Origin of the sequence: Bacillus kalamii, from assembly GCF_047238185.1 — a bacterium.
In the GTDB taxonomy this organism is placed as follows: Bacteria; Bacillota; Bacilli; order Bacillales; family DSM-1321; genus Bacillus_AD.
The window spans coordinates 2521323-2542508 of sequence record NZ_JBDFMI010000001.1 but is presented as its reverse complement, the minus strand read 5'-3'; the positions used below and the strand labels follow the sequence as shown (position 1 = coordinate 2542508).

General features: G+C 42.6%; 21 protein-coding genes, 1 riboswitch and 1 other annotated feature. Of the genes, 13 read left to right on the top strand and 8 right to left on the bottom strand.

Annotated elements, in window-relative coordinates; translation table 11 throughout:
- Positions 1-42: 42 nt before the first annotated feature.
- Positions 43-744: a FeoB small GTPase domain-containing protein gene (locus tag ABC357_RS12575; protein WP_412887838.1), complete on the bottom strand. Its 702-nt coding sequence runs from the start codon at positions 742-744 to the stop codon at positions 43-45.
- A complete protein-coding gene (locus tag ABC357_RS12570; RefSeq protein WP_412887837.1) occupies positions 725-985 on the bottom strand; it encodes a FeoA family protein in 261 nt (86 codons plus the stop codon). Before ABC357_RS12570 ends, ABC357_RS12575 begins: the two co-directional genes overlap by 20 nt.
- Before the next feature lie 347 nt (positions 986-1332).
- On the opposite strand from ABC357_RS12570, the gene ABC357_RS12565 reads away from it, so the two are divergent.
- The 8 genes from ABC357_RS12565 (at position 1333) to ABC357_RS12530 (ending at position 10941) form a co-directional block, all read left to right on the top strand.
- A complete protein-coding gene (locus tag ABC357_RS12565; protein WP_412887836.1) occupies positions 1333-2565 on the top strand; it encodes an aminopeptidase in 1233 nt (410 codons plus the stop codon).
- Positions 2566-2620: 55 nt separating this feature from the next.
- Positions 2621-2802: riboswitch (cobalamin riboswitch) on the top strand.
- Positions 2803-2977: 175 nt separating this feature from the next.
- A complete protein-coding gene (locus ABC357_RS12560; protein ID WP_459562755.1) occupies positions 2978-3946 on the top strand; it encodes an ABC transporter substrate-binding protein in 969 nt (322 codons plus the stop codon).
- Complete coding sequence (locus ABC357_RS12555; RefSeq protein WP_412887834.1) at positions 3933-4979, top strand: FecCD family ABC transporter permease; 1047 nt, start codon at positions 3933-3935, stop codon at positions 4977-4979. Before ABC357_RS12560 ends, ABC357_RS12555 begins: the two co-directional genes overlap by 14 nt.
- 9 nt (positions 4980-4988) lie before the next feature.
- Positions 4989-6356 (top strand): ABC transporter ATP-binding protein, encoded by a 1368-nt coding sequence (locus ABC357_RS12550; RefSeq protein WP_412887833.1) that lies wholly within the window; start codon positions 4989-4991, stop codon positions 6354-6356.
- A 162-nt stretch (positions 6357-6518) separates the two neighbouring features.
- A complete protein-coding gene (locus ABC357_RS12545) occupies positions 6519-7298 on the top strand; it encodes a class I SAM-dependent methyltransferase (RefSeq protein ID WP_412887832.1) in 780 nt (259 codons plus the stop codon).
- Between the two features lie 51 nt (positions 7299-7349).
- Positions 7350-7619, top strand: a binding site (T-box leader).
- 55 nt (positions 7620-7674) lie between these two features.
- A complete protein-coding gene (gene metG, locus ABC357_RS12540; protein WP_412887831.1) occupies positions 7675-9309 on the top strand; it encodes a methionine--tRNA ligase in 1635 nt (544 codons plus the stop codon).
- A gap of 117 nt (positions 9310-9426) precedes the next feature.
- Positions 9427-10461 (top strand): C45 family autoproteolytic acyltransferase/hydrolase, encoded by a 1035-nt coding sequence (locus tag ABC357_RS12535; protein ID WP_412887830.1) that lies wholly within the window; start codon positions 9427-9429, stop codon positions 10459-10461.
- A gap of 21 nt (positions 10462-10482) precedes the next feature.
- On the top strand, positions 10483-10941 hold the full coding sequence (locus tag ABC357_RS12530; protein ID WP_412887829.1) for an NUDIX hydrolase: 459 nt from the start codon (positions 10483-10485) through the stop codon (positions 10939-10941).
- 24 nt (positions 10942-10965) lie between these two features.
- Here ABC357_RS12530 and ABC357_RS12525 read toward each other — a convergent pair whose 3' ends face one another.
- Both ABC357_RS12525 and ABC357_RS12520 read right to left on the bottom strand, forming a co-directional pair.
- Positions 10966-11400, bottom strand: coding sequence for a DUF2383 domain-containing protein (locus ABC357_RS12525; RefSeq protein WP_412887828.1), 435 nt, complete (start codon positions 11398-11400; stop codon positions 10966-10968).
- 314 nt (positions 11401-11714) lie between these two features.
- The gene (locus ABC357_RS12520; RefSeq protein ID WP_412887827.1) at positions 11715-12545 is read right to left on the bottom strand and encodes a glycerophosphodiester phosphodiesterase; all 831 of its coding nucleotides are present in this window, start codon (positions 12543-12545) and stop codon (positions 11715-11717) included.
- An 89-nt stretch (positions 12546-12634) separates the two neighbouring features.
- Between ABC357_RS12520 and ABC357_RS12515 the strand changes: the two genes are divergently transcribed.
- The 3 genes from ABC357_RS12515 (at position 12635) to ABC357_RS12505 (ending at position 13358) form a co-directional block, all read left to right on the top strand.
- On the top strand, positions 12635-12853 hold the full coding sequence (locus tag ABC357_RS12515; RefSeq protein WP_412887826.1) for a DUF1659 domain-containing protein: 219 nt from the start codon (positions 12635-12637) through the stop codon (positions 12851-12853).
- 34 nt (positions 12854-12887) lie between these two features.
- Positions 12888-13109, top strand: a complete 222-nt coding sequence (locus tag ABC357_RS12510) for a DUF2922 domain-containing protein (RefSeq protein WP_412887825.1) — start codon at positions 12888-12890, stop codon at positions 13107-13109.
- A gap of 90 nt (positions 13110-13199) precedes the next feature.
- Positions 13200-13358 carry a YvrJ family protein gene (locus tag ABC357_RS12505; protein WP_412887824.1) on the top strand — a complete coding sequence of 53 codons (159 nt, stop codon included), beginning with the start codon at positions 13200-13202 and terminating at the stop codon, positions 13356-13358.
- 67 nt (positions 13359-13425) lie between these two features.
- Here ABC357_RS12505 and cspD read toward each other — a convergent pair whose 3' ends face one another.
- The 4 genes from cspD to ABC357_RS12485 all read right to left on the bottom strand — a co-directional run bounded on the left by cspD (position 13426) and on the right by ABC357_RS12485 (position 17139).
- A complete protein-coding gene (gene cspD, locus ABC357_RS12500; protein WP_412887823.1) occupies positions 13426-13629 on the bottom strand; it encodes a cold-shock protein CspD in 204 nt (67 codons plus the stop codon).
- Positions 13630-13892: 263 nt separating this feature from the next.
- The gene (locus ABC357_RS12495) at positions 13893-14351 is read right to left on the bottom strand and encodes a GNAT family N-acetyltransferase (RefSeq protein ID WP_412887822.1); all 459 of its coding nucleotides are present in this window, start codon (positions 14349-14351) and stop codon (positions 13893-13895) included.
- A 163-nt stretch (positions 14352-14514) separates the two neighbouring features.
- A complete protein-coding gene (locus ABC357_RS12490) occupies positions 14515-15735 on the bottom strand; it encodes a NupC/NupG family nucleoside CNT transporter (protein ID WP_412887821.1) in 1221 nt (406 codons plus the stop codon).
- 177 nt (positions 15736-15912) lie between these two features.
- Entirely contained in the window at positions 15913-17139 is a 1227-nt protein-coding gene (locus ABC357_RS12485) for a NupC/NupG family nucleoside CNT transporter (protein ID WP_412887820.1), read from the bottom strand.
- A gap of 413 nt (positions 17140-17552) precedes the next feature.
- On the opposite strand from ABC357_RS12485, the gene ABC357_RS12480 reads away from it, so the two are divergent.
- A complete protein-coding gene (locus ABC357_RS12480) occupies positions 17553-19133 on the top strand; it encodes a peptide chain release factor 3 (RefSeq protein WP_412887819.1) in 1581 nt (526 codons plus the stop codon).
- Between the two features lie 552 nt (positions 19134-19685).
- Positions 19686-21059: a Na+/H+ antiporter NhaC gene (gene nhaC, locus ABC357_RS12475; RefSeq protein WP_412887818.1), complete on the top strand. Its 1374-nt coding sequence runs from the start codon at positions 19686-19688 to the stop codon at positions 21057-21059.
- The last annotated feature ends 127 nt before the right edge of the window (positions 21060-21186 follow it).

Sequence of the window (21186 nt, the reverse complement as noted above, 5' to 3'; positions counted from 1 at the left end):
CGGCCGCTTTTTCCGCAATTCTGTCCAGTGTTTCTGCACTATTCACACAATCACGCTCTCTTTCCGGGGCAGCCTCTCCTTCAGCGACTGCAATAATGCATCGTCGCCGTCGAGCAATCGCAGGGCAATCCATCTAGTTGGATAATGATCGCCGAATAGGCCTTTAATATCTTTCTCTAGGCTCAGTATTTGTTCTTCTATGTCAGGCGGATATTCCACAAGGTAAGGGGCGACAGAGGTGTTGCCATGAACCATATCGCGTACTTTTGCAAGTAGAACATCCAGGCCGGCTTTATTCCTTGCCGACATCTGTACGACTGGCACGCCCAGTTTTTTTGATAATAGTTGGCTATCCACTTGGATGCCTTTCTTTTTCGCTTCATCCATCAGATTTAGACAAATAATCACCAATGAAGTCATCTCAAGTACTTGCAAGGCCAGATTCAGGTTGCGTTCAAGGCTTGTCGCGTCCATCACAACCAAGGTAACATCAGGCTTCTCGAAAATAATGTAATCGCGTGCTACTTCTTCATCCGTGGAATTGGAGTATAGAGAATAGGTTCCCGGCAGGTCGATCACCTCATAGGTTTCCTTGCCGAACATATAAGAACCGATTGCCTGTTCAACTGTTTTTCCCGGCCAATTCCCTGTATGCTGGTTCATGCCCGTCAAGGCATTGAATAAAGTGCTTTTCCCAGTATTGGGATTGCCGGCTAACGCTATCCTATAGGTATGTTCGCTCATTTGCACTCACTCTTTCGCCAAAAATTTGATCACATTCCTCTTTCCTGAGAGCTATCGTGGTACCGCTGACCCGAAAGGCAATGGGGTCGCCAAGAGGGCTTTTTTGTATCATTTCAACTGCAAAACCGGGTACGAAACCTAAGTCCAATAATCGTCTGCGCATAACGGGTTCTATTTGCAGGGTGGAAACGATCAGTTTGTCGCCCGGCTGTAAAGAAGATAGGGGAACTTGTTGATTCAAATTGGTCATCTCCTTTATTTTTTCGTTTCTGTAAAAATGTTTCCTTAGTGCAACTTTTGTACATATTATAGCTCATCTTCTGAAAAAAACAAACATTAATTTGTTTCTTTTTCCCTGAAGATGTTGTTTTCCGATGTGAAATGATGCTGGTACCTATACGATGTTGTTCTAAATTTTATGAAGATATCCATGTATTTGTGAAAGATTTTTTTAGGAAAAAAGGAGGGAACAAGTGGTAAAAGGTGAAAGTAAAATTTGACAGTCTTTTCAGAAATATAAATTCTTGGACGTGAGGTGCTATAATAGATACAATTGTAATGAATATTCAGTCAGAGGAGTGGTAGGATATGAAAGATTTCAGACAAAGTCTAGAAAAATATGCAGAGCTAGCTGTTAAAGTGGGCGTTAATGTACAGCCCGGGCAAACGCTTGTTGTGAGAACAACGCTAGAAGGTGCGGAATTAGTCCGCATCATTACGAAAAAAGCATATGAAGCAGGAGCGCATAATGTCATTGTCCAATGGAGCGATGATACAATCACCCGCTTGAAATATGAGCATGCAGGGGATGACGTGTTCAAAACATTCCCTGTGCACCAGGCAAATGAAACAAATGAACTTGCAGAGCAGGGCGCTTCATTCCTTTCTGTTATTTCGTCTTCTCCTGATTTGTTGAAGGGTGTGGCATTGGAACGTTTGGCGAATAACCAGAAAGCATCCGGTCAAGCGTTAAGCAAATTCCGCCAAATCATGCAAGCGGATAAAGTATGCTGGTCCATTGTGGCTGTTCCATCCCAGGCATGGGCAGATATGGTCTTCCCGGATGCACCGGAAGAAGATCGAATTACGCTTTTATGGGAAGCAATCTTCAAGGCGACTAGAATCGACCAGGATAATCCTGTGGAAGCATGGAAGAAACATGATGATACATTACATACAAAAGTGGACTATTTGAATGGAAAGCATTATAAAAAATTGCATTATAAAGCGCCAGGTACTGATTTGACAGTAGAACTTCCGGAAAAACATATTTGGTGCGGCGCCGGAAGCATTTCTGAAGCTGGCGTGGAATTCATGGCAAACATGCCTACTGAAGAAGTGTTCAGTATGCCGTTGAAGACTGGGGTGAACGGAACTGTTTCCAGTACAAAACCATTAAGCTACAACGGCAATATCATTGACAACTTCTCATTGACTTTCGAAAATGGCCGTATTGTCAACGTAAAAGCAGAAGTGGGCGAGGATGTATTGAAGGATTTAATTGAAACAGATGAAGGCTCGCATTATTTGGGAGAAGTGGCTTTGGTGCCTCATCATTCGCCAATCTCTGAATCCAATATCCTTTATTACAATACACTTTTTGATGAAAATGCCTCAAACCATCTGGCTATTGGAAGTGCGTATGCATTCAATTTGGATGGCGGCAAAACAATGTCGCGTGAGGAACTGAATGAAAACGGAGCAAATGAAAGCATTACACATGTTGACTTCATGATCGGATCCGACCAAATGGATATCGATGGCATTACAGAAGACGGTAAGGAAGAACCAATCTTCCGAAATGGAAATTGGGCATTCTAATTAATGGCTGACAAGATTCTGTATTTGTTGTAAAATAATGGAGTATACATGGATAATTAAATACGATTTTTGAAGTGCCTGTAATCAGGATAATAGGGAAACTGGTGAAAATCCAGTGCAGCCCCCGCTACTGTAAGCATCTTTTTTATGACCCGCTTGCCACTGAACCTAGTTTGGGAAGGCAGCGGAAGCTGTATGATGCGAAGCCAGGAGACCTGCTTTAAAAAGGGATAACTTGTTTTTCGGAGGGAAAAGTAAGTCAAGCAGGTTATTGTATGTGACTTACATTTAATGAGAGCCTTGACTTTATAGTCAGGGCTCTTTTTCATATCTCCCGTAGTTATTTATACATGTATCAGAAGATTCTTACATTTGTTGACTAAAGGAGTGGGGGAAGACAATGAATAAACGGATGATGAAGTTTATTAGTGCAGCAACCCTGTTGTTTTTGCTTGTATTCGGAGCATTGGCAGGATGCGGAACAAGCGATGAGGGAAAAAAGGAAAACAATGAAAAACAATCGGCCAGCAGTGAGCAGAAGGCATTTCCGGTTACATTTAAGGATGACTCTGGAAATGAGGTAACCATCAAAGAAAAGCCTACAAAGATTGTTTCCGTTTTGCCGAGTACGACAGAAACTTTATTTGCATTAGGCTTGGATAAAGAAATTGTCGGAGTATCCGACTTTGATAACTATCCAGAAAAAGTGTCGAAAAGGCAAAAAATCGGCTCGCAGGATATCAATGTAGAAAGTGTGCTTGCATTGGCGCCTGATGTTGCCTTTATTTCAGAGTACCATGCCAGAAGCCATGCCAATGTGGTAAAGCAATTGCAGGATGCAGGCATTACGACCATTGTCAATAATACATCCCAAAGTACGTTCGATGATACGTACAAAGCCATTGAAATGATCGCTAAAGCTACCGGTACAGAAAAGAAAGCTGAGGAAATAGTGAAGGGCATGAAGGAAAAGGCAGCAACCATCCAGCAAAAAGCAAAAGAAGTAAAAGGAAAGAAAAAAGTATGGATTGAAACGTCCGCACCACCGGAAATGTATAGCGGAGGGAAGGGAACATTCCTTGATGAATTGTTGTCAATCATAGGAGCTGAGAATGTTGCAGGCCGACAGGAGGGCTGGATCAAGATGAATGAAGAAGAAGTGGTCAAGCTCAATCCAGATGTCATTGTTACAACATATGGCTATTATGATAAAAATGCGGTTAATCAGGTCATAGAAAGAAAAGGCTGGCAAGAAGTGAATGCAGTGAAGCAAAAGCAAATTTTTGATGTGAACAGCGATTTGGTCTCAAGACCGGGCCCTCGTTTGGCGGACGGTTTAGAGGCGCTCGCCAAAGCCGTATATCCGGATGTTTACCAATAAACGGATAGCGGCTCTGACGGCAGTTTCGACCGCACTTGTTGCAGCGAGCCTAATAGCGGGAGTTTTCTTCGGTTCCGTGCCGGTGTCAGTGTCCGATATTCTAAGGATACTGTTCGGTAAACTGTTCCATATGAATCTGTTTGAAGGAGACCGAAATATTGAAATGATTGTTTGGACGATCCGTTTTTCCCGGGTAATCCTTGCCTTTTTGGTCGGTGCCTCATTAGCTCTTGCAGGGGCGGCATTTCAAGGGTTGTTAAGAAATACCTTGGCGGACCCCTATACGATAGGCGTCTCTTCAGGGGCGTCTCTCGGTGCTGTCCTTGTCCTGTTTTTCCATGTGCCTGCAACATTTCTGGCCGGCTATTTGCAACCTGTGGCGGCTATTCTCTTTGGATTCCTTACACTGCTGTTGGTATTAGGCATTTCGCATTATTCGACCGGCCGAATGTCCAATCAAACAATCATTTTGGCAGGAGTCATCATTTCTTCTTTTATGAGCGCCTTTATTTCATTGATGATTGCTTTATCGCCAAGAGAAGATTTATCCAATATCCTTAATTGGACTATGGGGAGTGTTGCCATGAGGGGATGGGGGCATGTGGCGCTCATTCTTCCCTTTTTCTTGATTGGAGGCTTCCTTATTTTAATACATGCACGCGAATTGAATGCAATGGCACTTGGTGAGCAATCCGCCCGATTTTCAGGCATGGATGTGAAGCGCAAGAAGCAGCTCATTTTGATTGGTGCATCCATTCTTACAGGAGGGGCTGTTGCCGTATCCGGAGCAATCGGATTTGTCGGATTGGTCATTCCGCATCTTGTGCGTTTGATAATTGGCGCGAATCATCGGCATGTTCTTCCTTTTTCTCTAGTACTAGGCGGCTCTTATTTGGTACTGGCCGACTTGGCGGCCCGCATGGTGATTGCCCCAAGGGAACTGCCAATCGGTGTCATTACGGCTCTGATCGGTGCCCCTATTTTTGCCTGGCTGCTGATCAAGCAAAGAAAGAAAATGGCCAATAGAGTGTAAGGAGGCTCGATGATGATTACATTAACAGATATAACGGGAGGGTATAGCCGGCAGGCTGATATTGTAAGGAATCTCTCACTGAATGTTGAAAAAGGCACTTTCTTTTCGCTAGTCGGGCCAAATGGGAGCGGTAAGACAACCTTAATCCGATTAATGATGGGGGCTTTGCAATTGAGGGCCGGAACCGTAATGATAGCCGGCAAGCCTTTAGAAGATTATTCAGTAAAGGAGCTAGCACGGAAAGTGGCAGTCATGACCCAGGAGAATGAAGTAGGAATGGATTTTTCGGCTTGGGAAATCGTCGGCCTTGGCCGTTATCCACATCAAAGTGGCCTGCTGTTGCGGGATGCCAGCCAAGAGGATGAACAGGTTATCAGAAGGGTTATGGAGCAGACGTCTACATGGGAATTAAGGAATGAAATATATGGAGCCCTCAGCGGAGGCCAGAAGCAGAGAGTCCTGCTTGCCAAGGCCCTTGCCCAACAGCCGCAGATCCTTTTGCTTGACGAGCCGACGAACCATTTGGATGCCAGGCACAGCATGGAGCTGCTGGATTTGCTGAAAGAATTGCAATGCGAGGAACAATTGACGATCATGGCTATTTTACATGACCTAAATATCGCCTCGCTATACAGTGATCAAATCGGCTTAATGGAAGCTGGAAGACTGATCGGAGTCTATAATGGCCTTTCGGAAAGGGAACAACCCATATTTAGCGATACATACGGTGTCGATATGTTCTTCGGGCGCCATCCTAAAACGGTGAAAACAGCCGTATTCTTCGAGCCCGGTTTTTTAAAAGGAAAAGAGGCGTATCCAATGACTGGCTGTTTGGAATGCATCTCTGCTTCAAATTCAATTCAGCTTTCGTTTGGGCATTCGGTGAAAACACTGACCTCCGGATTGCAAGGCAAAGGTTTTTCGTGGGAGGATGGCTGGATTCTTACTGAAAAGGGAATCCGGAAAAACAACGTTCTTCCAGTTGGATTTTTGCCATTGCCCAAAAGTGATAGAGGCGAATTTGCCATATCCTTTGGTGAAGCGGGAGAGGTTTCAAGCTGGATGCCAGGCAGCCATATCCCTGCCGATACGCATATACTCATGTTTCTGTTTTTAGAAAATGGGTCATGCCATCTCACGTTATTGATGTCCAACAAGCTGTCAGATACAGAAATGGTCCAGTTAAGCAATGTTTTAACGCAGGAGCTTACTAGGCTACATATTCTACAAAGCGGGTCCACCTGCGAAATAGCCATTCAGCAATTGTCAATCAGCTGCTCACCTGGAAACGGCAATTCCAATTCGAATGGGAATGAAGTTGCTCCGACTTGCAAGGAGCTTCTACGTTATGTATATAAACGTGTTTCTGGGAACTGAAAGTAAGCTCTTGGCCAAGTGAATCATGGATTCCTTGGCCTTTTCCTTATGAGGGGAGCGATAAGAATTTGTAATGTATTCTCATAAATAATATGTCATTTTCTTATGGATGAATGAGAGAGACAATGATAAAGAAATCAAAAAAGGAAGGAGAGAGTGTGTATGCCGATTGATTTTCATAATGAGGAATTGAGTGCCGCCTATTCCAATCGGACGCCTGATCAATCTTGGCCGGAAATGATAAATGGATTGACAGCAGGTGTTTCCGGAAAAATAGTGGCAGATATAGGCTGCGGTGGAGGAATATATACTCGTATACTCGCAGAGTTGGATGCGGATGAGGTTTTCGGAATCGATTTTTCACCGACTATTCTTGGGAAGGCGATTAAAGATAGCACGGAATACAAAAGGATTTCATACAGATTGGGCAATGCCGTTCATACCGGTTTAGCTTCTTCATCCTGTGATATTGTGCTTCTTAGGGCAGTAATCCATCATTTGCCTGAACTGGTCAACAGCTTTATAGAGGCAAACCGCATCCTTAAACCCCAGGGCATTCTTTTGATCCAGGATCGTACCCCTGATGATTGTTTTCTTGAGGGAAGCCCCAATCATATAAGAGGCTATTTCTTCTCGGCATACCCCCAACTGAAAAAAATTGAATTAATTAAAAGGTACACGGATCAGGAAGTGAACACTAGCATGGAAAAGGCAGGTTTCACGGTGCAGCCTTCACGTGAATTTTGGGAGAACAGGGCCGTCTTTACAACTATTGAAGAATTGGAGGAAGATATTATTTCAAGAAAAGGAAGATCGATTCTGCATGAATTAACAGATGTGGACCTTTGCTCCTTAGTGGCGTATATGAAGGAAAAAGTAAACGGAAAGACCCCTATTGTTGACCGTAATCGCTGGTCTGTCTGGAAGGGGATAAAAAATTGATGAAGGAAAATGTTGGTAAAACGATTCGAACCTGTTATACTATAAAAAATATGAAATGCAAGGATGGGAAAAAGTAAATTGGACGGATTTTCTGCAGAGAGCTCCAGCTGGTGAAAAGGAGCAAAATCTCCAATTGAACAATGGTCCCGGAGCAGCGTCCTGAAAAGATGGCCCACATCTAAGTAGGGCACGACAAGTGTTGGTACTTGTTATCAAAACCACAGTATGACAGCCGGAGCTATGGCTGTGTACTTGGCAAGGCTGCCAGTGTGAGCTGGCGGCGAAATAAAGTGGAACCACGAATTAAACCTCGTCTTTATCAGTGTGATAAGGGCGGGGTTTTTTTATATACAAAAATAGGAAAGGAGTGTTTCATATGCCGGTTTTTATAGGGGGAGCGTGGCCATATGCAAATGGGTCCTTGCATCTCGGCCATATAGCCAGTCTTTTGCCGGGTGATGTACTTGCCCGTTATTATCGTCTGAAAGGGGAGGATGTATTGTATGTTTCAGGAAGTGATTGCAACGGGACACCGATCAGCATCCGGGCCAGGCAAGAGAAGATAAGTGTGAAAACAATTGCGGACAGATATCACAATGAATTTCTTGATTCTTTCGATCAACTCGGATTTTCCTACGACATCTTTACAAGAACAGATTCAGAGCACCATCATCAAACGGTTCAAGAAGTATTCATGGCTTTGATGGAGAACGGGCATATTTACCCGAAAATGATTAAACAAGCTTATTGCTGCACGTGCAGCCAGTTTTTGCCGGATCGATACGTAGAAGGGCTTTGTCCTCATTGCAAGCAATCTGCCAGAGGAGATCAATGTGATTATTGCGGTCATATTTTGGAGACGGCCGATTTAGTGGCTGCAAGCTGCAAACTATGCGGAAGCGAACCCTCCTTTAGGGAAACGGAGCATCTTTATTTTTCTCTAAGCGAGTTTCAGGAAAGATTAGAAAAACGTGTCGAGCAAGGATCTCATAGCGGAAATTGGCGGATGAATGCAGTGAATCTCAGTCGAAGATACTTATTGGAGGGATTAAAGGATCGTGCAGTGTCACGAGATTTGCCTTTGGGTGTCAGTGTTCCGGTTAAAGGGTATGAAGACAAAAAAATATATGTTTGGATTGAGGCGGTATCCGGTTATTATTCAGCGAGCCGTAAATGGGCAGAGAAAAAAGGTACGTCTGCTGAAGCTTTTTGGAATAGCGGATGCAGGACGTATTATGTACATGGAAAGGATAATATCCCGTTCCATACGTTGATTTGGCCAGCCATCATGATGGGGGCTTGCATGGATGCCCTTCCTGCTTATATACTTTCAAGCGAATATTTGACTGTTGAAAAGCAAAAATTATCAACCAGCCGGAATTGGGCAGTGTGGGTGCCGGAGATGCTTGAACGATATGATCCGGACTCGATCCGCTATTATTTAATCATGAACGGACCGGAAAACCGTGATGCTGATTTTTCTTGGAGAGAGTTTATATACAGCCACAACAGCGAGCTGTTGGGAGCATTCGGCAATTTTGTGAACCGAACCCTGAAATTCATAGAACGTTCCTTTCAAGGTAATATACCGCACGGAACCGCCGATACACTAGTAAAAGAAAAATTGCAGTCCTTATATGACTCTGCGGGAAGGCAAATTGAAGGAGGGCAATTCAAAAAGGCACTAGAAGACATATTCGACTTCATCCGTTTCGCTAATAAATATTTTGATGAAAGAGAACCGTGGAAGCAGGTTAAGGAAGCACCGTATGAAGGGGATAATACCTTATTCAACTGTGTGCTTATCATTACCAATCTAGTGCAATTGCTCAGCCCTTTTATCCCTTTTGCCTGTGAAAAAACAGGGAAGATGATCGGTATGGCTGCAACCGATTGGGCATACAAGGATGTCAGCACTGATCAGATCAAAAGCGTTTCCCCTTTATTCAACAGGCTTGATGTAAATGCCATTGCATATGAAAGGCAACGGTTGATGAATGGGAGCCAATGAAAGGCCATCAGAATATGTTTTATCATTGGTAAAGATGACAAAGGACGGAAGTTACAGCATAATAAAAATAGAATATTTTACCATCACACAAGTGTTTAAAGAGGAAGGAGGGGGACTATGGATCTGTTTTCTGTAGATATTCTGCAGATAAGGGATACCCATTATGCAATCGGTGCGGAGACAGGTGGAAAATTGAAGAATAAACCAGTGTTAACTGCCTTTCAACAATTGGCGAGTACCTATATCGATCTAGCAGAGATGAAATCTATTTATTCCTGCTATGCCCCGCATTTGTTGGAAGAAATGGAAGGCTTGTCTGAAGGATTAAATATTCCCTTGAAGGAGGCATATACGCTTTTTAGCGGCTATGATATGAACAAGCCTCATGGCATGGGATGTTCAGCATACATGGATCGGCAAGCGTATACAAGAAATTATGACTTTTCGCCCCTTGTTTATGATGGTATTCTTTCATTGCTGCAGAATCCGGCAACGATTACCGGTATCGGCTACAATCTGCAGGGAATCGGCAGGCATGATGGAGTGAACAACTGCGGATTGGCCATCGGGCTTCATTTTGTCAGCCATGAAGGATATACAAAGGGACTAACCGCCTGGCACGCAGTCCGTATGGTACTTGATACGTGCAGTGATGCCAACCAAGCTATCGATCTATTAAAAGAGCTGCCTCATTCAGCCTGCTATAATTTTTCAATAGCAGATAAAAAAGGCTGTATGGCTATAGTAGAAGCGAGTCCTGGCAAGATAGAACTGAAAATGGGAGAAGAGTATTTAGCCTGTTTCAATGCTTTTGAAAGTGAGAACCTATTACAGCTCAACAGGGGAGGAATGGCCAGTTCCCAGCTTAGAAGAACGTTTATTGGTTCTCTTGATAGGTGCTCTCTGGATGCCAATGATTTATTCCGATTATTCACCGAAAGAAAATCACCGTTATTCTTTACCGACTATGAGCAAATGTTCGGTACGCTTCACACAATGGCCTATGAATTTGAATCATCAAGATTTAGGACTAAACTTGCCGGAGGGCAGGATTGTTTGGATTTTTCCCTGGAGGAGTGGGCTAACGGCGTGGATTTAACGGAAACTGAATTAACGGGTTTTATTAGAAAAGAAGAAAGCCTGGATCATTAAAAAAGAAAAGGGAATTGTTTAATGAGCTATATAATGGATTTGAGGAAAATAGTAGGGTCCCGTCCACTCATAATGGCGGGTGCCGCGGTAATAGTGCCGGATAGTGAGAGGCGCATATTGATGCAGCTGAGAAAGGACAATGGCTGTTGGGGATTGCCTGGCGGATCAATGGAACTGGGGGAGCAATTGGAAGAGACAGCCAGAAGGGAATTGTTCGAAGAAACTGGCATTAAGGCTAAGAATTTAACCTTATTGGCTATTTTTTCAGGAAAGGAGTTGTATTATCGGTATCCACATGGAGATGAAGTCTTTAATGTGGTCGCTGCATATGTTTGTGGATCCTACGAGGGATTTTTGCAAAGGCAAGAGCAGGAAGTGGAGGATCTACGGTATTATTATTTGAACAGCCTGCCGGAGAAAATCAATCCTGTAGATATTCCTATTATTGAGGCCTTTAGGGCATATGAATCAGAAAAATAGAATGAGTGATGCTCATTCTATTTTTTATGGGAGTTTTTGCAGCATCTCTGAAAGTAAGGTAACATGTGATGCATTTCTTTCCAGAATATCGTCAATCAGCTTTTTATTATCTTTGCTAATTTCTCCCTTTATTGTCTTTCCTGCTTTTTCGACTGCATACGTACGTTCAGATAGAAGCGCTTTTTCGAGGATTTCTTTCGTTTTATCCGGACTTGTCCACTTACCGATGAAATCCGCGATTGAACCGGTGAACCCTTCATCTGAAACAGGTGTCCCTCCGAGGTTCTGTATTCTTTCAGCAATGCGGATGCCACTGAATTTATGTTCTTGCTGTATTTTTTGCAGGACTTTCTTTATTGCTGCATCATCACATTTGCCAATGAAATGCTCATAGGCATGGACGCCCATATAAATGCCTTTCAGAAATTGATTCAATTTTTTCACATCCGTTTGTTCCATTAACGCACCGCCTCCTTTTGTTATCCTTCACTGTCAAATAGGATTTCATGCAAATAAAAAATCTGAAGGAAATTTTGAAATAAAGAAAAAATGGCTAAAAGGAAGCCTATTTATAAGCATTACCATACTGCCAATGATTAATTAGCAAAAAAGAGACTGGCACAAAAGCATTTTAGCAAAAGAAAAATCCGAACTATGAGGTGAAATTCTTAGTAGAGTTTCACATTGGTTCGGATTTTTTCATTTTACGCCCTTATTCATGTAAGATGATTCGCCTTTAAAGCGAGGCATGTTAGTTATGTCCCTTCCTTTTTCTAGTTGCTTATCCGATTCTGGAACCATTCAGGGTAGTCGGTTGCAATGCCATCAGCCCTTGTGTTCACCATTTGATTGCGTTGCTGCTCGGTGTTAATTGTCCATACAATGCATTTTCCGCCAAGTTCATGGATTTGGTCTATCGTTTGCTTGGAAGCCATCGTGATTTTTGGATTCACATAAGTGGCAAAGGAAAGATAATCTTTCAGTTGCTTCCTGTTAAGCGGTTTAGCCTTCTGCGGTACGAGGATCCCTAAGGGGATTGATGGCATGATTTGATGGAAATGCTCTAAGAAAGCCCGATCAAAACTTTGGATAATCAGTTCGTGTTTGTTTCCAAAGGGAACATCCTTCAATTGCTCTGCCAAAAGACGGGCTGTTTTCGCGGGGTCATCTATGTGCTTAACCTCAACAAGCAATGAAATGTTCGAAAGGTACTGTTCCAACACCTCTGAAAGGGATAGGATCCTTTCGCCCTCAAAGTGTTTTCCCTTCCATATCCCTATATCCACGGCTTTTAATTCCTGTTTTGTAAGCTCGCACACCAATCTTTTATCACCTGAAGTACGTTTTAAAGAGGCATCATGGATGACCATAAATTTCTCATCTTTCGAAAGTTGAATATCCAGCTCTATCAAATCTGCTTGGCTTGACAGGGCATGATCGAATGCACTCTTGCTGTTTTCGGGGCAAACACCTGAAGATCCTCTATGGGCTACAATCCGTGTATGCCTCCATGCTGTTTCGGATTGTTTTTTCTTTAAATGAATAAAAGCTATGTAGACAGCAATAACGAATACGAGTCCCATTATTAATATGATTATAGACATGAAAAGTCGACCTCCTTAAAAAACTTTACCACACTTGTTCCTTTTTACTCCTCTTTTTATATAAAGAGAGTGAAAAGGAGGTGAAAGAAATGGCTACTGAAACACTATTGACCAAGCAGCTTCGACTAAATCTACAATCCGGAGTGGACCAATCCGGCAACCCGATCGTCAAACGAAAAACATTTTCAAATATCGACAGTCAAGCAACGGGCGACCAATTGGTTGCGACTGCTAAAGCAATCGCTGGACTGCAGATGCTGCCTCTATTGACTATCGAACTGCAAAACGTATCTAATTTGGAACAGTAAATTGTACAGATGAAACAGGAAGGAGGTGGACTGAGTGGCTACAATAAAAACACTGGAAATGGTATTTTTAACAGATATGAATAAAAATATAACGATATCAATCGATCAGCCTAAAGAACCCATTGAACTTGAAAAAATCAAGGAGGCGATGGATATCATTATTTCCGAAGGAGCGATGACTTCAAAGACCGGAAAGCTGGCATCAAAGAAAGACGTGCGGGTGGTGGAAAGAACAGTGAATGAATACAGTTTATAAGCATCCAGTACTGTGTACAGCTGCAGGCAGATTGCCTGCAGCTGTACAAAATGGACTGTTATAGCCTTTTTACAGGAAGGAGGGTGAAACATGAATGAGTGGATTCCTTTCATTAGCGAGGTCGGTTTTCCCATTGTTGTGACGTTGTATTTGTTGTACCGTATTGAAACCAAACTCAATGCATTAATCCAAGCAATGGAAAACATGCCTAAAAAGATGAGGGAGGAAATGAACGGGCGGACTGCATAAATGAAGCAAAATAAAAGACGTTACTACTGTGTAGTAACGTCCAATCAACGTAAGTGAAATTTTAAAATTAAAGTTTTACCACGTTTTTAGCTTGAGGTCCACGGCTGCCGTCTTCGATTTCGAATTCAACTTCTTGACCTTCATCAAGAGTTTTATATCCATCACCTTGGATAGCTGAGAAGTGTACGAAAACATCGTTTCCGCCTGGTACTTCGATGAAGCCAAAACCTTTTTCAGCATTAAACCATTTTACTTTACCTGTAACTGTCATACTATAAATCCTCCTAAATGTTAAACAAAAATTAATATGCTAGTTTATTACTTCCCAGATGAGAGAATAAAATTCACACATTATCAAGGATCAAAAGGCTATTTTGGTACTTGATAATGGGTAAATATCCTCTAATAATTATACTGTAATTATACATGATGGCATTTCAAATAACAAGACACTAGATAAAAAAATCTGAAACTTGCAAAGAGTTTACAAACCTTCCGAATAGGCTGGTACGAAAGGCTTGTAAACGCTATCCATTACCTGTTTTTCTCATAACAAAGAACGGTATTGCCCTTTAATTGCGCCGTTTTATAATAGCGGTAATGATGGCTTTCCCAGAAGGTTTTTGCTTTGGTGTTCTGTTCTAGTACACCAAGGCGGATCTTGTTTTTTCCTTCTTGCTTCCATTTTTCTTCAAAAGCAATGTATGCCATGGTGCCGTATCCGAATCCCTGATAATCCTTATGAATCATAAATAATCCGATCCATGGAGTTTCATCTTTAGGATTTGGGTCAAGATAAGACAGTAAGCCGATATACGTATCATCCGCTTTAATAAAAAGATGATGGTCTTTACAATCAAAAAATTCCTTAAGCAGTTCTTCTTCTGTTCTTTCCGAATGCCCGTTTTCCATTTTGTTATAGTGGTCATTCGAGTTAACGATCTCACTAATGATATACAGAGAATCTCTCGTTACCGGTTCAAAATGTATCATGTTTGCCACTCCCATCAAGTCCATAATATTTCTCTATTATTGTAATAATATCATTTTTTTTAGACAATATAATTATACAATACTGCGGTTTTCCACAAAGGATGCTGAGATAATAAAGAAAAGCCTGTCCCCTTTTTTTAGATGGGTGACAGGCTTTGTATTTTCAAAGAAGCATTCCGGCTATAGCTGCACTCAAGCAAGAGGCGAGTGCTCCTGCTATTACTGCTTTTATGCCCATTTTAGCAATGTCCGGCCTTCTTGATGGAGCTAGGTTTCCTAATCCTCCCAGAAGGATGCCCAGTGAAGAAATATTGGCGAAGCCACATAACGCAAAGGAAATAATGGCAACCGTCTTATCCGAAAGAGACGGGATTTCAGGAGCAAATGCCGAATAAGCGACAAATTCATTTAAGATCAATTTTTGGCCGATGAAGTTTCCTGCAATCAATGCCTCATCCCACGGTACCCCTATGACAAATGATAGAGGTGCGAACACGTAGCCCAGAATTAATTCAAGACTAAGGTTGCCAGCTCCAAACCAGCCTCCGACCATGCCAAGCAATCCATTAATTAATGCAATCAATGCAATGAAAGCCAAAAGCATGGCACCGATGTTCAATGCCAGCTTCAAGCCATCGGAAGCACCGTTTGCCGCAGCATCAATAATATTGGTTGATTTTTGGTCTGCTTCCAATTCCGTTTTTTCTGCTTCTTTGGAGTTAGAATCCGTTTCCGGGAAAATTAGTTTAGCCATGACCAGCCCTGCCGGTGCGGACATAATGCTTGCCGCAAGCAAGTATTCCAATGGCACGCCCAAAAGAGAGTAGCCAACAAGCACACTTCCAGATACGGAAGCCAACCCACAGACCATCACGGCGAACAATTCAGATTGAGTCATAGTTGGAATATAATAACGGATCACTAGAGGAGCTTCTGTTTGGCTGACAAAAATATTGGCAGTCGCAGAAAAAGACTCCGCTTTTCTCGTGCCCAAGAGTTTCGAGAGCGCTCCTCCGATATATTTGATGATGAATTGCATCACACCAAGGTAGTATAGTACGGAAATCAAGGCTGAAAAGAAAACGACAATGCCTAATACATTGAAAGCAAAAACGAACGAGATTCCGGATTCAGGGGTATAGATACCGCCGAACAAAAAGTTGATCCCTTCATTTGCGTACGTAATGATTGCATTGACCCCATCGGTCAGCTTCTGTAATGCCATCCGCCCTAAAGGCCATTTAAGGACAATGAAAGCAAATAGAATCTGGATGCCAAGACCGATTGCAATTGTCCGGATATTGATCTTTCTTTTATTATTGGAAAAAATAAATGCCAGTCCAAGGATACATAGAATACCTAATAATCCCCATATGTACTTCATAGTTTGCACCTCTGTTTCAAAAAAATAGATCTTATCACGATGTTTAACGTAATAAGACCATTAAAGAGAATATCTTAGACTAGTGAAGTTGGGAAGAGGGAATTTAAGGGAATAATAAAAGGCAGCATAGGCGTTTGCCTAGTAGCTCGGCCTTTCTGCGCTTTGGCGATAATGATATTATCCTATGATCATGCCAGCGATGGCAGCGCTTAAACAGGAGGCCAGTGCTCCAGTAATGATGGCTTTAATCCCTAATCTAGCAATGTCAGGACGCCTGCCGGGGGCAAGTTTACCTAACCCTCCCAATAAAATGCCCAATGAGGATAGGTTAGCGAATCCACACAAGGCAAAGGAAACGATAGCCACTGTTTTGGAGGAGAGGGAAGGTATTTCTGGTGCGAAAGAAGAGTATGCTACAAATTCATTGATTATCAATTTTTGCCCTATAAAACCGCCTGCCTGTAATGCTTCTGACCAAGGAACGCCAATCAAAAAGGCTAAAGGTGCAAATACATACCCCAGAAGAAGTTCGAGAGATAGCTCCCCAAAACCAAACCATCCTCCTACGAGGCCAAGAATGCCATTAATCAAGGCGATGATGGCGATAAAAGCTAGAAGCATGGCCCCGACATTCAAGGCCAATTGCAATCCTGTGGAAGCTCCGTTGGCAGCCGCATCTATCACATTGGAAGACTCTTCATCAGCAGCCATTTCTATTTTTTCGCGGTCGTTTTCCGAGCTTTGTTCAGTCTCAGGAAATACAAGCTTTGAAAGCAGCAAGCCTGCCGGGGCAGACATGAGGCTTGCTGCCAGTAAATATTCCAACGGCACGCCTATTAATGCATAGCCGGCAAGCACACTTCCGGATACAGAGGCAAGACCGCAAACCATAACGGAAAACAATTCTGATTGTGTCAGTTTTGCAATATAAGGTTTGATTACAAGGGGGGCTTCAGTCAGGCCAACAAATATATTGGCGGTTGCAGAAAAGGATTCGGCTTTTCTTGTGCCCAGTAGTTTGGCCAGAGCCCCTCCGATATATTTAATGATTAGTTGCATGAATCCAATGTAATATAGAACCGAAATCAATGCGGAGAAAAAGACGATGATGCCAAGTACATTAAATGCGAAGACGAATGAGATGCCGGACTCGGGGGTGTTCAATCCGCCGAACAGGAAGGAAATTCCCTCATTTGCATAGGTGATGACCGCATTGACTCCATCGGTCAGCTTTTGAAGCGCAAGTCTGCCTAGCGGCCATTTGAGGACTATAATTGCAAATCCGATTTGTATGGCCAATCCGATCATAATGGTCCGGATGTTGATTTTCCGCTTATTATTGGACATCAGGAAAGCGAGGCCCAACACAACGAGTATACCGAGAATGCCCCATAAATAATTCATATTATTCACCTCTAATACAATTTTAGATCCGTTTTTGTAGATTCAGTAACTGATAATGGATGCTATCTTGTAGTGTGAATCTCAATTGAAATATTATTCCTAAGTAATGTTTTTTTCGGATATAGCATGGGTAAATCAATAGTAAATACAATAACGGAGGTTATTAGCATGAAAAAGTTAGTAAAAAGAGTAGTGGTGGCTTTGCTGCCTATTCTCATAAAAGAAGCAAAGGACTACTTTATGAACAAACGGAATCATAAGAAGGCTTAATACAGCCGCGGAAATGGGGGAGTAACGAATAAATATAGCGGGTGTCCATATCTTAAAATGATAGCAATAGCAGGGTGATTATGATATATTCGTTAGGTTAAGGCTATGAACGGCTAGATTTTTATAGATAAGGATGTAGAACAATGAACACATCACTCCAAAAGGAAGTACAATCGAGAAAGACATTTGCAATCATCTCCCACCCGGATGCTGGGAAAACTACTATGACTGAAAAATTGCTGTTATTCGGCGGTGCGATTCGCGATGCCGGAACGGTAAAAGCGAGAAAAACGGGAAAGTATGCAACATCAGATTGGATGGAAATAGAAAAGCAAAGAGGAATTTCTGTTACTTCATCCGTTATGCAATTTGAGTATAAGGATTGTAAAATAAACATTCTTGATACCCCGGGGCACCAAGATTTCAGTGAAGATACGTATCGCACACTGACCGCCGTTGACAGTGCGGTCATGATTGTGGATAGTGCAAAAGGGATTGAGGACCAAACCATCAAATTATTCAAAGTTTGCCGGATGAGAGGCATTCCGATCTTCACGTTTATTAACAAAATGGACCGCCAAGGTAAGGAACCATTGGAATTGCTGGCTGAATTGGAAGAAGTTCTCGGCATTGAATCGTATCCGATGAACTGGCCTATAGGTATGGGCAAAGATTTTGAAGGAATTTACGACCGCTATAACAATCGGGTTGAACAGTTCAAAAGCGATGCCGCCGATCGATTCCTGCCACTGAATGAAGATGGGGAACTTGAGGTAGACCATCCTTTAAAATCATCTCCGCTGTTTGAACAAACGCAGGAGGAAATTATGTTATTGAACGAGGCCGGCAACGAATACAGCCTTGATAAAATTGCTCAAGGGGAGTTAACCCCTGTATTCTTCGGAAGTGCTTTGACTACTTTTGGTGTCCAGACTTTCCTTGATGCATTCCTTGATTTTGCTCCATCACCGCAGCCGCGGGTTTCCACCAGCGGAAGCATCGATCCATTGAGCGAGGAGTTTTCTGGATTTATCTTTAAAATCCAGGCAAATATGAATCCAAAGCACCGTGACCGGATTGCGTTCCTGCGCATCTGCTCAGGAAAATTCGAACGTGGCATGAATGTCAATCTAAGCAGAACCGGTAAATCGATCAACTTGTCTTCATCGACACAGTTTATGGCTGACGACCGCAATACGGTCAACGAAGCAGTGAGCGGAGACATTATCGGCCTTTATGATACCGGTAACTATCAAATTGGCGATACGCTGACCACAAGCAAGGATATGTATCAATTTGAACGTCTTCCTCAATTTACGCCTGAATTATTCATGAAGGTATCAGCGAAGAATGTCCTGAAGCAGAAACATTTCCATAAAGGCATCAATCAGCTGGTCCAAGAGGGCGCCATACAGCTTTTCAAAACCGCAACGATGGAAGAATACGTTTTGGGAGCAGTGGGGCAATTGCAATTTGAAGTGTTTGAACACCGAATGAAAAATGAATATAACACAGATGTGATTATGGAATTCATGGGCAATAAAATCGCCCGATGGGTTGAAAGTGAAGCTGTCGATGAGCGCCTTTCAAGCAATAGAAGCATCCTTGTAAAAGATCGTTATGATAAATATGCATTCCTGTTTGAAAATGAATTTGCCCTTCGGTGGTTCCAGGACAAACATCCAGATTTGGCCCTCTACAATCCGATGGACGGAAAAGAATAAACGGCATCAAAAAAGTGCACCTATCGCCGGTGCACTTTTTATATGGATGAACATTATAAAAGTCACTGCAAGCGCCACCCCCTCGAGGTCTTAAGCCAATCTCTGTTAAAGGCAAAACCCAGCCTTTAAGCAGAGCTTGGCTTAAGCTTGTCGGGGGTAAACGGGCACTTTCCGCTTTAGTTTATAAAATGGCAGTTTATTCAAATGATTTTTCTGTTGACAGGCGATTAAAATATCAGTACATTATGTATATGTTTTAATGCTAAAAAGCGTTTAAGTGAAAAAGTGAATAAACTGTTCGCAGATCTAGTAATGTGATTTCCAAGCAGCAAGAAGAGACAGGATGGATGCTGAAAATCCTGGCAGAAAACACATGAAGTACAACTGCATTCCAATGGGCAGACTTAATTAATGAAGTGGGCAGGCTTTTCTTGTCAAATAGGGTGGTACCGCGAAGCTACGACTTCGTCCCTATGAGGAGGAAGGCTTTTTGTGTTTTCATAAATGGTTTTCCCTCCGTCAACATGATTATTACAAGCTGGAGGAGAGAAAATGTTACAAACTGCTAGATTGAAGCTTCCTGTATGGGAAGCCGCTGTTATGCTGATTTTAATCGTTGCCTTGTTAAGCACAGGCATTATTTATTTTTCTGTATCACCCCATTTGCCAATGATATTCAGCATTATGCTGTTAATGCTATTCGGTGCAATTAAACGAGTGCCGGTCAAGGATTTGGAAAGGGGAATCATGGATGGGGCATCTTCGGGGCTCGGGGCTGTTTATATCTTTTTCTTTATTGGCATGTTGATCAGCAGCTGGATGGCAAGTGGGACAATCCCGACATTGATGTACTATGGTTTTCAACTTTTTTCTGAACTGCCTTTGTATTTCTCGGCATTTGTTGTGACAAGCATCGTCGGCGTCTGCATAGGAAGCGCCTTTACAACTGCAGCAACAATTGGTGTCGCTTTTCTGGGAATGGCCACAGCGATGGATGCTTCACTCGTCGTAACAGCAGGCGCTATTGTTTCAGGCGCATTCCTTGGGGATAAAATGTCTCCACTATCTGATACAACCAATCTTGCTTCTGAGACAGTAGGGGTTCCGCTGTTCGAGCACATTAAGAATATGCTTTGGACCACTGTTCCAGGATTTATCATTTCAGCCATACTCTATTTTATTCTTTCGCCTGCGGCAAGTGAAAAAACGGACGAAATTGCGCTATTCCTCAGTGCATTGAAAGAGAATAGCCCTATTACCATTGTAGCTTTGATTCCTTTCATAATTGTTGCAGCAATGGCTATTTTGAGGGTGTCGGCCATCCCTACATTGAGCGCAGGCATTTTATCGGCAACTGTCCTGGCCTTTCTATTTAATTCTTCTCTAACCGTGCAGCATATGGCGAACATCCTATTTTCGGGTTTTGTCATGGATAGCGATGTCAAACAGTTGAATGATGTTCTTTCTCGTGGCGGTATTGAAAGCATGATGTTTTCTGTTTCACTTGTTTTATTGGCTTTAGGGATGGGCGGCCTGCTTTTCCGTCTCGGTATTATCCCGACTTTACTGAAAGCCATTGAAGGAGCATTGAAAAATGTGTTCTCGTTGATTTCAGCAACGGCATTGACGGCCATCGGAATTAATTTCTTTATCGGTGAACAGTATTTGTCCATTCTCTTGACCGGTAAAACATATGAAGGGCAGTATGATAAGCTCGGATACGCAAGAAAAACATTGGCGCGTGTTCTTGAGGATACAGGCACAGTTGTCAATCCTTTGGTTCCTTGGGGAGTAGCCGGAGTGTTTGTTGCCGGAGTATTGGGCATTCCGACACTCGAATACTTGCCTTTTGCCTTCTTTTGTTTATTGGGCCCTGTGTTGACGTTATTTTCTGCGGTCACTAAAATAGGTTTAGCGAAAAAATAAACACTGCCATTCGTAAGGACAGCCCATTCAGGCTGTCCTTTGTTTTGATTTTAGCAGCCTTCCACTATATCCGTTGCTTATAAAATTGTTGTGATGCCCCAATCGATTGTGCAATTGTAAACTCCCG